This is a genomic window from Streptomyces sp. NPDC101227, assembly GCF_044767545.1.
Lineage (GTDB): Bacteria > Actinomycetota > Actinomycetes > Streptomycetales > Streptomycetaceae > Streptomyces.
The window spans coordinates 1-14,745 of sequence record NZ_JBIWOD010000025.1 but is presented as its reverse complement, the minus strand read 5'-3'; the positions used below and the strand labels follow the sequence as shown (position 1 = coordinate 14,745).

11 protein-coding genes are annotated in these 14,745 nt (G+C 71.3%); 6 read left to right on the top strand and 5 right to left on the bottom strand.

The features are described from left to right. Window positions 1-745 precede the first annotated feature (745 nt). Both ACIRPT_RS36885 and ACIRPT_RS36880 read left to right on the top strand, forming a co-directional pair. Window positions 746-3,196: a DNA/RNA non-specific endonuclease gene (locus tag ACIRPT_RS36885; protein WP_403835722.1), complete on the top strand. Its 2,451-nt coding sequence runs from the start codon at window positions 746-748 to the stop codon at window positions 3,194-3,196. 31 nt (window positions 3,197-3,227) lie between these two features. Continuing rightward, window positions 3,228-3,743: a hypothetical protein gene (locus ACIRPT_RS36880; RefSeq protein WP_403835542.1), complete on the top strand. Its 516-nt coding sequence runs from the start codon at window positions 3,228-3,230 to the stop codon at window positions 3,741-3,743. A gap of 263 nt (window positions 3,744-4,006) precedes the next feature. Here ACIRPT_RS36880 and ACIRPT_RS36875 read toward each other — a convergent pair whose 3' ends face one another. The 4 genes from ACIRPT_RS36875 to ACIRPT_RS36860 form a co-directional block, all read right to left on the bottom strand. Further along, window positions 4,007-6,103 carry a PQQ-binding-like beta-propeller repeat protein gene (locus tag ACIRPT_RS36875; protein WP_403835540.1) on the bottom strand — a complete coding sequence of 699 codons (2,097 nt, stop codon included), beginning with the start codon at window positions 6,101-6,103 and terminating at the stop codon, window positions 4,007-4,009. A gap of 37 nt (window positions 6,104-6,140) precedes the next feature. Continuing rightward, complete coding sequence (locus ACIRPT_RS36870) at window positions 6,141-8,324, bottom strand: protein kinase (RefSeq protein WP_403835538.1); 2,184 nt, start codon at window positions 8,322-8,324, stop codon at window positions 6,141-6,143. Between the two features lie 4 nt (window positions 8,325-8,328). After that, window positions 8,329-9,156: a serine/threonine protein kinase gene (locus ACIRPT_RS36865; RefSeq protein ID WP_403835536.1), complete on the bottom strand. Its 828-nt coding sequence runs from the start codon at window positions 9,154-9,156 to the stop codon at window positions 8,329-8,331. 443 nt (window positions 9,157-9,599) lie between these two features. Beyond that, window positions 9,600-10,040, bottom strand: coding sequence for an Lrp/AsnC family transcriptional regulator (locus ACIRPT_RS36860; RefSeq protein WP_403835534.1), 441 nt, complete (start codon window positions 10,038-10,040; stop codon window positions 9,600-9,602). An 81-nt stretch (window positions 10,041-10,121) separates the two neighbouring features. On the opposite strand from ACIRPT_RS36860, the gene ACIRPT_RS36855 reads away from it, so the two are divergent. Continuing rightward, complete coding sequence (locus ACIRPT_RS36855; RefSeq protein WP_403835532.1) at window positions 10,122-10,877, top strand: AzlC family ABC transporter permease; 756 nt, start codon at window positions 10,122-10,124, stop codon at window positions 10,875-10,877. Then, on the top strand, window positions 10,870-11,196 hold the full coding sequence (locus ACIRPT_RS36850) for a branched-chain amino acid transporter permease (protein WP_403835530.1): 327 nt from the start codon (window positions 10,870-10,872) through the stop codon (window positions 11,194-11,196). The genes ACIRPT_RS36855 and ACIRPT_RS36850 overlap by 8 nt, the downstream gene beginning before the upstream one ends. 74 nt (window positions 11,197-11,270) lie before the next feature. On the opposite strand, the gene ACIRPT_RS36845 is transcribed toward ACIRPT_RS36850, so the two are convergent. Further along, a complete protein-coding gene (locus tag ACIRPT_RS36845) occupies window positions 11,271-12,653 on the bottom strand; it encodes a flavin monoamine oxidase family protein (RefSeq protein WP_403835528.1) in 1,383 nt (460 codons plus the stop codon). A gap of 221 nt (window positions 12,654-12,874) precedes the next feature. Between ACIRPT_RS36845 and ACIRPT_RS36840 the strand changes: the two genes are divergently transcribed. Together ACIRPT_RS36840 and ACIRPT_RS36835 are read left to right on the top strand one after the other, a co-directional pair. Beyond that, window positions 12,875-13,048, top strand: coding sequence for a hypothetical protein (locus ACIRPT_RS36840; protein ID WP_403835526.1), 174 nt, complete (start codon window positions 12,875-12,877; stop codon window positions 13,046-13,048). Beyond that, complete coding sequence (locus ACIRPT_RS36835; protein WP_403835524.1) at window positions 13,045-14,649, top strand: cytosine permease; 1,605 nt, start codon at window positions 13,045-13,047, stop codon at window positions 14,647-14,649. The genes ACIRPT_RS36840 and ACIRPT_RS36835 overlap by 4 nt, the downstream gene beginning before the upstream one ends. The last annotated feature ends 96 nt before the right edge of the window (window positions 14,650-14,745 follow it).

Here is a 14,745-nt window from a genome sequence, read left to right as displayed (position 1 = left end):
ACGCAGCTGCCGTAGAGGCTGAGGCCGAGGGCGCCGAGTTGGCCCCCACGCCCTCACCGTAGTGCCGGCGCAGTTCGCCGCGTTGCCCGGAGAAGGTCCAACCGGCGAGCCGATGGCGGGCCTCGGCGACGTTCAGCCGGGGACCGGTCATCGTTTCGTTGCAATCCCCAAGTCCGGTGCATGCAAGGCGTGTTCACGCTGTAGAACGTTCGCGCAGGGTGCCGTATCTTTCCATCGCCTTGACCAGCAGAAGCCACTTGGGGGAGTCACTGTGGGGGACCAACAAAGACAGTCGGGGTCCGACGACCAGGACATAACCGACGCACGGTCCGGCCCCGACGAGCCGGTGCCCCCGACACCGCAACCCCCGGGCGCCGTCCCGCCGGCACCGAACGCACCACCCCTCCCGCCGGGCCCGCCCGCCACAGCCCCGCCCGAGCCCCCGGCGGCGCCTCCCACGCCGGCCCAACCACCCGCCGCGCCCCCGCCGCCGACCCGGCCGCCCGCGGTGCCTGCGCCGGTCCAGCCGCCGCGGTCGGCCGGCGCATGGCTCCGACGAGGGCGCGCCCTGCCGGTCCTCGCCGTGGGCGTGGCATTGATCGTGCTCGCGAGCCTGGTGTACGTGCTGTGGCCGAGCGGGTCGAGCGGGTCCGGATCCCACCAGGAAGACTCGGCCCCTCGTGTGTCGCCGACCCATCGGGGGGCGTTGGCCGCTCGGGCGCTGAGTGCCCTTCCGGCCGTGAACATGTCGACGGCCTTTGCCCCCGTAGAGCACGCGCCGGTGACGCACGCGGACCTGACGGTGACCGCGTCGGGGCAGGCGTCGGGAACCCTGAGCGAACCCGTGGCCGGCAAGTCCGCCATGGCGTGGTCCGGTAACCGGCTCTACCTGAAGGGCGACTCGGACTTCTGGGCGCAGCAGAACCCGTTGTACGGCACGGATCTGACCAGCACCGGCCACTGGATTGCCCCGAAGAAACGCTCCGGCTACTACATGCTCGACCGGTTCGCCGTGAACGCCGGTTCCCTGACGCCGAAGTCACTTGCCGCGGTGGTCACGCAGGTCACCTCCGATCCCGAAGCCGTGGAGCAGAAGGCGGGAACAATCGAGGGGCACAAGGCGGTCTCGTACACGGCGCAGGGCTGGACCGTCGTACTCGCCGACGATTCGCCCTACACCGTGCTCGCCATCGGCGGGGATCCCAGCCACCAAAGCCCGGTCAAGCCCGCTGCCTGGCATTCGCCCCGGCGCACCAAGGGCAGGGCGGAGTCGGCCGACTACCGCGCCACGGCCACGCCCGCCGGCTACGCGGACAGCGACTACAGCTCGTACCTCCTGATGGCTCCGAAGCCGGCGACCGCCGAGCAGACGGCTGCGGTCCGTTCGACCGCCGCTTCCGCCGCGGCCACCGCTGTCGCGCCCGCCACGTCGTCCGAGGTGGTCTCCAAGTCCATGGGGCCGGACTTCACCATCACCAACAACAGCGCGTACCTGTGCACGAGCAACCCGTGCTCGTACTCCTTCACGGTCACGAACAGCGGGGACGAGGCGGGCGCGGCCACGCTCTATCTCAGCCTCCCGCGAGTGCCGGACCAGCCCCACCCCCTCGGCACCCTGCAGCCCAAGCAGTCCAAGGGCGTCAGCGGCACCCGGCCCAACATCGCCGTCGGTACCGGGCGGACCGTGAGGCACACCGACTACGCCTGGGTGTACTCGACCGCCGAGTACGGATCGGACCCCAAGGTGGGCAGCCGTCTGCACGCGCGCAACCTGCGGCCGGACGACTTCTCGGTCGGCACTCCACTGAAGCCCACCGCGGCGAAGCTGCTCGACCTGATGACGAAGGACAGGCCGACCGGCGACACGGCAGCCGGTGACAAGGCACTCGATGCACTCAGGGGGGCCAACAACCAGGGCGAGTTGCCCGATCTGGGGACGATCGTCGACTCCCACCGCCTGGAGAACCCCGAGGACCTGCGCGAGATCATCCCCACCACCGACAAGGTCGAGAACCAGCGTGTGCTGCAGCAGGTCGCGCAGTTGCTGCGTACCGATCGGCAGGCGAGGGTCACGTGGGCCGGACCGTACAAGGCCGGCGGTAAGACCTACCGGGCCGATTACTTCTACACGACCACCCGCCAGGGCCAGGAGATCAAGCGCGCCGTGCGGGCGAAGACCGTGCAGAGCCCGGGGCAGCTCGGGTCGCAGATGAGTCTCGGCGCCGAGCAGCTCAACGGTGAACGACAGGGTTCCGCGAACGCCGGGAGCACGAAGGCACCGCCCGGCTTCCAACGGATGCTGCAGATCAACCTCGAGCCGGGCGTGGGCCCGCTCCTGGCACTGGCCAACACGACCGGCCTGGAGCAACTCCTGTCGACGGGAGCGCAGTTCCGGCAGGCGCGGGAGAGCCTGTGCGAGCCGAACGGCGGCGGCCCCCGCGTCGACCGCCTCGTCATCGTCAACGAGTCGGGCACGCACCAGTGGACGGACCTGCGCAGGATCGGCGCGCGCTGCTCCGGGCCCGGCGGGGCTCCGGCCTCTCCCAGCGCATCGAGCAGTGACAAGCCCCGCGACAAGCCGACCTGCCTGACACAGCGGCGCCCGCAACCTCTCGCCGAGTCCAGCGGGTCGGGCTGGATCTCCTACGCCCCCACCGGGCTGCGCAACCGTGCCACCGCAGCCACCGCGTGCCTGACCCAGCAGTTCGTGGACGACCATCCGGGATCGGACACGAAACAAGACATCCGCCCGCCCGGCTACGCCTGGGCACAGCGATACGCCCGGCACCTCCGCGCCAGGCCCGACAAGTCGGTGAACAACTGCCACCTCCTCGGCAAACAGCTCTCCGGATCCGGGACCGACCTGAGGAACCTGTCGACCTGCGGCCGGGACGCCAACGCCTTCCCGAAAAAGGGCGAACTGCCGGCCATGGACAACATGCTTCAATTCGAGAACCAAGTACAGGCCCAATTGGAAGCGGGTGAGACCGTTCTGTATTCCGTAAAACCAAGGTACGCGGGAAATCGCGTCACGCCCGAGGCCTACAGGATGACCGCCACCGCCTGGGACCGCGACGGGAAGCTACTCGGGACCACCACACGCGAAGTGGTGAACCTGATGAACACGCCACGGGGCTGGCACAACTTGGGCAAGGTGGTAGATTCGCGCACCGGCGAGGACGTTCCCACGTCATGACCAACGGATCCAGTCCCGACAAGAGGACACCATGCACTGGGCTGTGGAAGAACTGAGCCATATCATGCCGCCGCCCCCGGGCGGCGGCGACCCGGTCGACTGGGACGCGCTGCGCGTCGATACGGGATGGGAACTACCGGCCGACTATCGCGACTTCGTCGCGGTGTATGGAATGGGGACGATCAGTGACTCCATCGGCATCTCCACGCCGCGCTTCGAGGGCTCTCCGTACGAGGACCACCTGCTGTTCCGCGCCGAGCAGCGGCTCGCGGACGGGGAGCTGACCTGGGCGTCGAACGAGGCCGGTGACGACTTCCTGTGGCGATGCTTTGGCGCCCCAGAGCGGTGGGAGGTGATCGTCCGGCCCAGGAGCCGTCGCCAGGACCACGCATACGACATGGGAATGGCTGAGTTCCTGCTGCGCCTGGTACGAGGTGAGATCCATCCACCTCTTGAGGCCGAACTCGCAATGCCAGCCACATTCGAATCATGGCGTGAAGAAGAAAAGCGTCTACTCGACGACGACGGCAATCTTGAAGGCTTCTGATTGCCCTGCGCTCTCGCCCTCTCGCCCTCTCGCCGCTCCTCGGAGCGCGAGCGAAAACTGATCGTCGCTCTTGGACGTAGTCTGGACGGAGATTTGGATGGTCCACCTCACGATGGATGAGCCGCTCTCGTAGCTGGTGACACCTCATTAGGTCTATTGGGTCCATACCGCCCTGTCGGCCTGGCCTCTCGGACGGACCATCAGCCATCAAGGCTCGGAAACTGCACCCCGACCGGTAGGAGAAGGAAACCGCTGGTGCAGTTCTAGTACACCGGCAGCGCCAGCAGAGTCGCGCGGTTGAGGACGAAGAGGCGGTTGTCACTGGCGGCGATGGAGCGGGCCTGGCCACCGGAGAGGGCGTACGTCTGGGGCTGGCCCTCTCCGGAGCGCGGCAGACCGCTCACCCCGGTTTCGCTGCTCTCCACGACCCAGACGCTGTTCGCCTGGACGACCGGTGGCCGCCATGGCGGGACGACGCCGCCGACCATCATCGGGCTGCCGGCCTGGCTGCCGTCGGAGTGCAGCGACTGCAGCGCATCACAGTCCAGCGCGTACACCACGCCGCCGGCCACGGTGGGCGGGCCCCATCCTCCGGCGCCCCGGCTGGGCGGTCGCAGCGGGTTCTGCGCCCACAGCTCGCGGCCGTCGGCTATCTGAACCGCAGCCAGACTGGTGCCGCCCAGATAGACGGTGGTGCCGTCGATGGCGGGCCGCAGCGCTCCTTCGGCCTGCCCCTTGCGGACCCATGCTCGGGAACCGTCCTTCGCTCGGACCGCGGCCACGTCCCCCGTCTCCGTGCAGAGCACCAGATGGCCGGCGCCGAGGGCCGCGGCGGGGTGGCCGCCCGCCAGCGACATGGGTGGCCGCCGGGTCCACCGCACCTTCCCGTCGGTCCCCACGCAGCGCAGCCGGCCATCGGTGGTCAGCAGGTAGACGGCGTGGGCGTCGGCGGCCAACAGGGCACCCACCTGTGCATCCACCGTCCACCGGGGGGACCCGGTGGCGGCCACCCAGGTGCGCAGCGTCCCTTGGTCGTCGGCGGTGGCCACCAGCCGGTCCCCGATCGACAGATAGCCGGCGTCCGCCTTCGCATCGCCGATCCGCCACCGCTCCCGTCCGTCGGTGACCCGGCGCGCCGCGACGCCGCCACCGGAGGCCGCGTACACCACCACATCGCGTACCGGCAGCGGAGCCGGGGACCCGGCGTCGGCCACGTTCTCGACGGGGCCCCACAGCGGGGTCGGGGAGCCTTCGGCGGAGCCGAGCGGCGCGGCCCGCACCTTTGCGGCCGGCGGGATGTCGAAGGGGTCGGACGGGGCGTCACCGCCGTGACCACGGCTGAGCCACCAGGCGGTGCCGCCGCCCGCCGCGGCCAGCAGCGCTCCGCCGCCGGCGGCCGCGGCCAGCAGCCGCCGCCGGGTGAGGTGGGAGGCATCGGCCGCGCCGCCCCCGACCGTGGTCGAGGGGCCGGCCGGACGTTCCGTCAGGCGGCGTGCCGCCGCTTCCCGTTGCCGGATCTCCTGTCCCAGCCGACCGGCCTTCCACAGGCGTTCGGGCTTCTGCGGCGCCCCTGCGACGTCGGCGACCTGGGTGGGCAGCGGGCGTGCCGCCGGGTCCTTGGCGAAGCAGGGTGTGATGAGGTATCGCAGGCCCTCGGGAACGGCCTCCAGATCGGGGCTGCCGTGCACGACCTCGTACAGGACGGCCGTGATCTCGGCGCCGGTGTACGCCGGCCGGCCGGAAGCGGCGAAGGCGAGGACGGCGCCGAGGGAGAAGACGTCGGCCGCCGGTCCGACGCGCCGGCCCAGGACCTGTTCCGGCGCGCCGTACCCGGGGGTGACCGGGATCTGTCCGGTGCGGGTGAGGGTCAGTCCGTGTTCGGGGCGGGCGATGCCGAAGTCGATCAGGCGGGGGCCCCGTGAGGTGAGGACGACGTTGGGGGGCTTCACATCCCGATGGACCAGCCCCGTGGCGTGCACGTCCTGGAGGGTGCGGGCCAGTGACCGCGCCAGCTCCCGCACGGCGGAGTCGTCGAGCGGCCCGAAGTCCTTGACGGCGTCGTCCAGCGTCGGGCCGGCCAGGAACTCCGTGGCGATCCACGGCCTGCCGCCCTCCAGTTCGGCGGCCAGTACGCGCGCCACGCCCTCGCTGGTCACCGCCCGCGCGGTCCGTGCCTCCCGGAGGAAGCGCTCGGCCAGGTGCCCGTCGTGGGCGAGTTCCGGCAGCAGGACCTTCACCGCGGCGGGGCGTCCGGAGGCGTCCGCTCCGAAGTACACCTTGCCCATACCGCCCTCGCCGAGGACTCCGTGGAGGCGGTAGGGGCCCAGGCGCAGCGGATCTCCCTGGCCAAGGGGTTTCACGGTCGGTCATCTCCTGGATCGGGAACGGAGCGGAACATCAGGCGAGCGGGAGGGCGATGGTCCGCTTCTCCTGGCGGACGTACAGCCGGCCGCCCTTGGGGTCCGCGGTCAGGACGAGCGGCTTGGTCTCGTACGTCCACACGGCCTCACGGGCATGCATGTCGACGGCGCGCAGGCCCTTGTCGTCGGCGCAGTAGGCGTAGCGCTTGCCGATCGCCGGGGCCACCTCCCGCTGGTTCTTCCTGCCGGACAGCCCCTTCTCCTGCCAGTTCAGCGTGCCGGAGAGGGCGTCGACGGCGATCAGCCCCCGGTCGGCCTCGACACAGTAGACGACTCCTTCCTGGACGACGGGCGCGCCGTAGCGCCGCTCTTCTCCCGCGCTGTCGCCGACGTCGCGCCCGTTCCCGAAGAGCCACTCCAGCTCGCCGTCGGACAGCCGGCGGGCGGTGAGGTATTTGTCGCCCAGGTAGACGTTGCGGTCGTCGGCCACCAGCCGGGTCGGCGGGGTGCCGTCGAACGTCTCGGACATCTCCCAGAGTTGGCGGCCGTGGCCCTTGTCGTGCGCGGAGAGTCGGAAGAAGTGGGAGTCCTCCGCCGGGCTCCCGCACAGCACCACCCGGGACCCCACCACGCCGCCGCACAGCACGGGCGGGACGCCCCCGGCCCGCGGCTCGTCCACCGGGCTGCGCCAGCGCTCCTTGCCGGAGTCCAGGTCGGCCGCGACCAGGTACCAGCGCTTGCCTGAGGCGGACCGGGCCACCAGGTACGCGATGCCGTCGACGACGCACAGCAGCTGGTTGAACTGCTCCTTGCCATCGAACGCGGAGAGTTCGGCCAGCGGCTTACCCAGGTAGCCGTTGGTCTGCGAGACCTCGCACACCGCCAGCGACGCCGCCTTCTCCTTGTACCCCCGCAGGGCGTACACGCGGGTGCCGTCGGTGGCCGACCGCCAGGGGTCCTCGATGTTCGCCTGCCAAGTCGACTTGCCCGACTCGGCGTTGATGCCGCACAGCACGATCCCGGCGCGCATGACCAGGTTGCGGCCCGCGCTCATCACGTCGCCCCCGGAGTCCGGGCACCACATGCTGGCGCTCCACAGCGGTGCCGGGGGCTTCGGCCGGTCCACGGCGTCCTTCTTCTTGGCGCCGCCCCCGCCGCCCCCGGAGTCCCCGAGGAGGGCCCAGCCCCCGCCGCCGAGGAGCCCGCCGCCCAGGAGGGCGCCCCCGGCCACGGCCAGCAGTCGTCGTCGCGAGACGCCCGGTACGGGGGCGGCCTCGGGCCGCGGCGCCTCGGCGGGCACCGGCGGCGGCAAACGGTGCGGCGGCTCGCGCCACACCTCGTCACTGCGCCGGGCGATCTCCCGCAGCACCGCGTCGGGCAGCAGGTCCGCGAAGCCGCGGCGGTCACCCACCGCGTCTCCGGTGCCGCCCAGTGCGGCGTACAGCTCGGCGGTGGACGGGCGGTGCGCGGGGTCCTTGGCCAGGCAGCGGGCGAGCAGGGGGCGCAGTCCTTCGGGAACCCTGCCCAGGTCCGGCTCACCGAACCGGACGCGGTACAGCAGGTCGGTGGGGGCCCCACCGCCGAACGGGCCGAGGCCGGTGGCGGCGAAGACCAGCACCCCGGCCAGGGCGAACACATCGCCCGCCGCCGCGTGTTCCAGGCCCGATGCCTGCTCGGGCGACATGAACGCCGGGGTGCCCACGGCGCTGCCGACGCTCGTCAGGTGCTCCTCGCCGAAGGCCCGCGCGATGCCGAAGTCGATGATCCGCGGGCCCTGCGCCGTCACCAGGACGTTGGACGGTTTCAGGTCGCGGTGCACCACCTCCGACCGGTGAAGCTGCTCCAGCCCTGCGGCGAGCAACGCGCCGAGGGCGCGCACGGCCGGCTCCGGCAGCGGCCCGCCCGCTTCGACGGCCGTGTCCAGCGGCGGGCCGAGGACGTACTCCGTCGCCAGCCACGGGGTCGGTGCCTGGGGGTCCGCGTCGACGACCGCCGCACCGTGACCGGAACCGATGACGCGTGCCGCGTCCGCCTCCAGCCGGAAGCGGGTGCGCAGCGTGGTGTCCGCGACCAGACGGGTGTGCAGCGTCTTCACCGCGACCGTGCGCCCGCCCGCCGAACGGGCCAGGTAGACGGTGCCCATGCCGCCGCCGCCGAGGCGGGCGAGGATCCGGAACGGCCCGACGGTGTACGGGTCGTCGTGCAGAAGTGGGGAGATCATGGCCTCAGCGCTCTTGGGTGGGGAGTGCGGCGGCGAGGACCTCCGCCGACTGACGGGACAACGCCTCGACGACACGGCCGGGCAACGACACCGGCTCCGTGGAGCCGGCCAGTGCGCCGTACGCCGCGCCCGGCAGCAACTCCGCCAGCACCCTTGCCGGTTCGGGCCGGCCCTCCGGGTCGCGCGAGCGGCAGGCCGTGATGATGTCCCGCAGGCCGGCGGGGATCTCCTGCCTCTCGGGCACGGTGTGCCCGGTCGCCGCGTACGCCAGCACGGCGCCCAGGGCGTAGACGTCCCCGGCCCGGTCCACCGGGCCGCCCGCCGCGATCTCGGGCGCCAGGCAACCGGTCTCCGGCCCGGTCACCGAAGCGGCGGAGACTCCCGCCACCGGGTTCGCGCGCATCGCGCCGAAGCAGCCCAGGAGCGGTCCGCAGACGGTCAGCAGCACGCCCTCGGGGCAGACGCCGCCGTGCACGACGCCCAGGACATGGGCCGACGCCAGGGCTTCGGCCAGCGTGCCGCCGAGCGTACGGACCAACGGTTCCGGCAGCGGGCCGCCGTGCGCGGCCAGGACGGCGGGCAGCGGCAGTGCGGGCCGGTAGGGGGAGGCGTGCCAGGGAAAGGCCGACGTCCCCCCGAGCTGGGCCACCGGCCAGAACCCGGGCTGGGTCAGCCGGGCCGCCTGCTGTGCCTCGGCCCCCCACCGCGCCGGGTCGCCGCCGGGTGGCGGTAGACACGCCAGCACGGTGCGCCCGCCGTCAGCGCTACGGGCCAGATAGCGGCGTTCCGGAACGCCCCGGCTGACGTCGGCGTCAAGACGCGCCAACGTCACAAAGTCCCCGATCCGTGCAGGATCGTCCTGCCGGAGCCTCTCCACTCGACTTCTCCCCCATCAGGCTCGTTACGGGCGTGAGCCTACATACGGCGGTGACGCGGCTGAAACGGGGGCGGCATTCGGGGCGACGGACACCTACCCGCGTCCGCACTGCATGTGGTGCCCGGGAAGGCGAGCCGGTCTCCCGCCGCCGGGGTGCGGTGGATCCGCGCGAGGGCACCACCGGTGATCTCCTTCGCCGCGCAGTCGGTGAACCAGCGAGCCCGGGCCCGCTCCCCCTCTCGGTGGGACGTGGACGAGCGGCCCGTTGTCATCAGCGGGGCTCTGCTCCCATGTCTGCTACAGCCTCGAAGCCGGATCGCCCAGGGCCCGGACGGCGCAATGTGGACCGTCCCCGCCACGGGTTGAGGAGCCATGCACCCGCCGAGTCGTCCCAGGCCTCAGTCGTCGGTCTTGATCTTCTTCATGATCAGGTGGGAGTCGACCCGGGCGACCGCGCGCAGCCCCATCAGCTTGGTGGTCAGGAACGTCTCGAAGACGGTCGGGTCCTCGACCGCGACGCGAACGAGATAGTCGGGCCGGCCGAACAGCCGGTGGAACTCGATCACCTCGTCGTAGGAGGCGATCGCGGTCTCCAGTTCCTCGACGGTCTGCAGGTCGTTGACGCGGATCTCCACGGCGACCATGACCTCGAAGCCCCGGCTGGCCGCCGCGGGGTCGATACGGGCCCGGTAGCCGGTGATGATCCCCTCGTCCTCCAGGCGTTTGACCCGGCGCAGGCAGGGCGGAGGGGTGAGCCCGACCCGTTTGGCCAGCTCGACGTTGGTCAGTCGGCCGTCCTGCCGGAGCTGAAACAAAATCTCGCGATCGATGTCGTCCATAGCCATTTCATTGCCAGTGTCCAGAGCTCCTGAGAATAATTCGACACCATATTACGCGGGGAACCACCTAAAATTACTTATATGACTGCACCACCGGTCGCCGACGCGACAGGCCGCTCCCGCCCCGCTCCCCCGCCGTCGCCGGCGTCCGCGCCGCCCTCCGACTTCCGGGCGGCGGTGAAGGACTCCAGCTCCGTGGGGCTGGCCCTGTTCCCGCTGGGGATCGCCCTGGGGGTACTGGTGGTCCATGCGGGCCTGGCCTGGTGGTGGGCCACCGCGTTCACCGCCGTCGTCTACGCCGGATCGCTGGAGTTCCTGCTGGTCGGCCTGGTCGTCGCCGCCACACCGCTGGCACAGGTCGCGCTCACGGCGTTCCTGGTCAACTTCCGGCACGTCTTCTACGCGCTGTCCTTTCCGCTGCACCAGGTCAAGGGCCGCTTCGGCAAGGCGTACAGCACCTTCGCGCTGACCGACGAGGCGTACGCCCTGACCACCGGGCAGGCGGCGCGTTCGTGGAGCGGGCGACGGATCGTGTGGCTCCAGGTGCTGTGCCAGCTCTACTGGGTCGCGGGGGCCACCGCCGGGGCGCTGTTCGGGGCCGTCGTCCCGGCCCGGTTGGCGGGTCTGGACTTCGCGCTGACCGCACTTTTCGTGGTGCTGGCCGTCGACGCGTACCGGGCCCGGCGCGACATCCCCACCCCGGTACTCGCCCTGGTCTGTGCGCTGGTCGCCCGGTTCGTGGTGCCCGGACAGATGCTGCTGGCCGCCCTCGGCCTGTTCACCGCCGGCCTGCTGGCCCGCCACGCCCTGTCGAAGAGGGAGCACGCTCGTGCCTGATACGCCCTATCTGCTCGCCGCCGTGGGCGTGTGCGCCGCCGTCACCTGGGCGCTGCGGGCCCTGCCGTTCACCGCGCTGGCACCACTGCGGGCCAGCGCCGCCGTCCACTACCTCAGCGCCCGCATGCCCCTCGGTGTGATGGTGATCCTCACCGTCTACACGCTGCGCAATGTGTCGGCGGTCCAGGCGCCGCCGGCCGCCCTGGCCCTCGGTGCGACCCTCGCCCTGCACCTGTGGCGGCGCAACGCCGTCCTGAGCATCCTCGGCGGTACCGCGCTCCATGTGCTGCTGGCGAGCACGGTCTTCGCCGTCTCGTGACACCGGCTGGTTCGCCGCCACGGTCCGTGGGCGGTTGTGCCGAGCCGTTGAGGGACGGCCGGTCAGCGGACCGTTCACCCCGGCTCCCCGAGCGAGTCGGCCACTTCGAGTGCGGCGCGTTCTCCAGATGCGAGGGCGCCGTCGATATAGCCGTGCCACACCTCCGCGGTCTCGGTCCCGGCCCAGTGGATCAGGCCCGTGGGGGCACGCCAGCCGTCCGCGCCGTGGGCGTACCAGGTGCCGGGCGTGGGAACGGCGGCGTAGCCACCACCGGCCCAGGCGTCGGCCGGCCAGATCTTCTCGGTGTAGTCGAGGGGCTCGGCGGCCCGGTGGCCGAAGAGTTCGGTCAGTGCGGCCAGTACATCCGACCGGCGTGCCGCGTGCTGCGCGGTGTGCCAGCGGCGCAGGCGGTCGCCGTAGACGAAGGCCACCAGGACTCCGGTGGCCGCATCCTCGGGGGAGTTGTCGAAGACGACGCCCACGGGGTGGTCGCCGTACAGCGTCGCCTGGCCCGAGAGTCCCGACTCCCGCCAGAACGGCGTCGGGTAGACGGCGTGGATCTTGGCGACCTCGCCCATGGGGCTGCGGTGTATCCAGCGGCGGCGGGCGAGGGGTAGGGCCGGGGTGAAGGAGAGGGCCGCGGTGGCCTCCGGTGGCGTCGCCATGACGACCCGGCGGGTGCGTACCGTCCCCGCGTCGGTGTGCACGAGGGCCTCGCCGGCGCGCTGCTCGACGCCCAGCACCCGCCTGCCAAGCCGGAGCGCCGGGCCGAGGTGGGCCGCCGCGGCCCGCGCGGGAGCCTGGGCGCCGGCCGTGAAACGGCGTTCCTGGGCGCATCCCTCGGTCTCCATCAGCTGCTCGAAACCGCCGGCGGCGGCGAGATAGAAGAGCAGGTGGAAGAGGGACAGGTCACGCGGTTCGCACGACCAGACGCCCTGCACGGCGAGGGCCATCCGCCGCCGGGCATCGGCCGAGGAGATGGTCCGTTCGAAGAACGAGTGCGCCGTCTCGCTGTCCCACGCAGCGGCCTCCGGTGTGCTCGGCGGATCGTCGAGGCGGATGCGGGCGGCCAGGGCATCCAGCCGGTCGGCGGCGGCGAGGTACTCACTCATCCCGGGGCCCTGCTCGGGGCCGGCTCCGGTGTAGGGGCAGCGCGTCCCGTCGTGCCAGAGCTCCAGATGGTGGCCGGTGTTCCAGGTGGGGAACGTGGTGCACCCGAACCGCTTCGCGAAGGCGAGCAGCCGGCGTTGCGTGGGCCCCACCCACTGGCCGCCGTGGTCCAGCACCGTGCTGCCGCGCCGTTCCGAGAGCACCCGACCGCCGACCCGGTCCGATCCCTCCAGAAGCAGGGCGTCGATGCCGCGATCACGCAGATGCACGGCGGCGGACAGTCCGGCGTAACCGGCCCCGACGATGACGACCGGTGCGTGGGCGGGCAGTGCGTCATGGGAGTCCATGGCGGGCATCCTGCTGATAGTTGACTGTTGAGTCAATCAGCGTGACGTCGGATTCTTCGGCCGGTCGGAACGGATCCGTGGCGCGTATGACATCCGGACGCAGTCCGCAGCGGTGGACCAGGAGACTTGAGGAATCCCTTGATCCCGCCATTGACACGGCGTGAGGTGCACCTCACCATCACATAACTAATCCGCCAGTCAACCAACAAGGAGTGGCCCGTATGGACGCCGCCGACACCTTTGACGCGGAACTCGAACACAGACTGCGCCTGCTGGAGGATCCGCACAGCGACGAGGCGGTGCTCGCCCCACTGCCCGCGCGTGATCTGTGGCTGGCCGTCGTCGGCCTCGTCGTCCTCACAGCGGTCATGCTGTGGTGGGGGTACCCCGGATGACCGAGGCCGGGACGACGTCCTCCCCCGCGGCGGCCGGCACCGACGCAACGCTGAACGAGCTGCCGCTGCTGCGCCGCGAACGGATATGGGGCTTCTGGGGCTATTCATCGGTGAACGTCGGACTCGCCATCGCCACCTGGGCGTTCCTTCAGGGCGGGGCGGTCGCGTACTACGTCGGCGCCAAACCGGCGATCGCCGGCATCGTGATCGGCTACGGCATCAGCGTGCTACTGGTGTCGCTCGCACCCTGCATCCCCTCCGGCCGGTACGGCATCGAGCAGTTCGTGCTGCTGCGCAGCGTGTTCGGCGAGGGCGGATCGCGCCTGCTGATGGTCGTCATGTCGGCGCTGCTCGCCGCCGCATGGTCGTCGGTGCTCGCCATCATGTGCGGGCACGCCATCGCCAATGTCTCCAACGAGGTGCTCGGCACCCATATCGGCCACGGCGGCATCATCGTCAGCGTGATCGCGCTGGCCGTCGTGGTGGCGTCCTGGCTGGCCCTGGCGCGCGGCCCGGTGTCCATCGAGTGGGTGAACAAGTTCGTCGCCCCGGGGCTCGTACTCGTCACCGTCGGAATGCTGGCGCTGGTCCTGTCGCACACCGGCTGGCCGGAGCTGTCCGCGAAGCCGCCTCTCGCGCCCGAAGGCCATGACGGGTTGCAGAACTTCATGCTGGCCGTCGAACTCAACATCGCCGGCGGATTCGCCTGGTGGCCCAATGTCGGCAACCTCGCCCGGCTGGCGCGCTCGACCCGTGCCGCGTTCTGGCCCAATGCGCTGGGGCTGTTCCTCGCCTCGGTCGTCGCCGCGGTGGTCGGCGTGTTCGCCGCGCTCACGCTGTCGTCGGAGGATCCGACGGTGTGGATGGTGCCGCTGGCGGGCGCGGCGGTGGGGGTCGTCGCCCTGGCCTTCGTCGGCTTCGCCAACGTCACCAGCATCGTGTCGCAGGGCTACGCCTCGATGGTCGCGCTCAAGGGCAGCGGAGGCCGTCTGCTGCGCAAGGTCCCCTGGGCCGTACTCGCGGCCGGCATCCTCAGCCCCGCCGCCGTGGTGGTCTTCTTCCCGGCCGCCGTCTACGACAACTACGCCCGCTTCGTGTCGTGGGGGGCAATCCTCGTCGCTCCGCTGTGCGCGGTCCAGATAGTCGACTTCTTCGTACTGCGCCGCGGTCGGCTGCGGGTACGCGACCTCTATCTCCCGTCGAGGACGTCCTGTTACGGCTTCTGGCGCGGCTACAACCCGGTGGCGTTCACCGCGGTCGCCGCGGGCGCCGTCACCTACGCCCTGCTGCTCGACCCCGTCACATACGAGCCGGCGCCGGCCTTCCGGTATCTGACGGCCTCACTGCCGTCGTTCGCGATCGCCGGGGTGCTGCACTACGTCCTCACCCTGGCGTGGGTGCGGCGGCGCGGGCTGGGCGGTTACAGGGAGGGAGGGGGGAAGGCCCGGGAAGCCGCGGTGAATGCGGCCGTCGGACCGGTCGGGTCGGAGGGGTCCGACGGGTCGGACGGATCCGACCGGTCGGACGGGTCGGACGGGTCGGACGGGTCGGACGGGTCGGACGGGTCGGACGGGTCGCGACCGCAGTCGGCGCCTCGCTGACCTGACTGGCGCACCAGTCAATCTTGCTATGCTGCCGGGCCCGTCCCAAGAAGGGCTGCCAGCATGCCGAGACCGAGCGTCGAAGCCGAACGCCGC